This is a genomic window from Pseudomonas sp. K5002, assembly GCF_013386655.1.
In the GTDB taxonomy this organism is placed as follows: domain Bacteria; phylum Pseudomonadota; class Gammaproteobacteria; order Pseudomonadales; family Pseudomonadaceae; genus Aquipseudomonas.
In genome coordinates this window covers 1-591 of record NZ_JACARK010001702.1, presented here as the reverse complement: position 1 = coordinate 591, position 591 = coordinate 1, and the positions used below count along the sequence as shown (strand labels likewise).

The following is a 591-nucleotide window of genomic DNA, read 5'->3' as shown; positions in this document are numbered from 1 at the left end:
GCGCGCGCCCGACCACGGCCAGCTGCGCCCTTGGCGCTTCCTGACGGTGGAAGGTGCGGCACGTGAGCGCATGGGCACCCTGCTGGCCGAAGCCGCCCGCCTGCAGGACGCCGACGCGCCCCAGGCCGCGATCGACAAGGCGCAGAACGGCCCGCTGCGGGCGCCGTTGGTGGTGGTGGTGATTGCCCGCCTGCAAGAACATTTCAAAGTGCCAAAATCCGAGCAGCTGCTGGCGGCGGCCTGTGCGGCTCACGGGATTCTGCTGGCGGCGTACGCCCAGGGGATCGGCGCGGTGTGGCGCACCGGTGAGTTGTCGTACTCGGCCCATGTCGCCAAAGGCCTCGGGCTGAAGGCGGATGAGGAAGTGATTGGCTTCCTCTACCTGGGCACCCCACAAAACCCGCCGCGTACGGCCCCGAAAGAAGACCTCGCGCCGTTTGTGGCGGCCTGGACGGGTCAATAAGGCAGCGCGACTCTAAATGTGGACGGGCTTGTGTGGGAGCGGGCTTGCTCGCGAATGCGGTGTGTCAGTCAATACATATACCGACTGATCCACCGTATTCGCGGGCAAGCCCGCTCCCACATTGGGTG

1 protein-coding gene is annotated in these 591 nt (G+C 66.5%); it reads left to right on the top strand.

Features of this window, described 5'->3' with window-relative positions; all coding sequences use genetic code 11:
• A partial coding sequence (locus tag HX846_RS38790) for a nitroreductase (RefSeq protein WP_178967651.1) occupies positions 1–463 on the top strand: 463 nt, incomplete at its 5' end.
• Positions 464–591 lie beyond the last annotated feature (128 nt).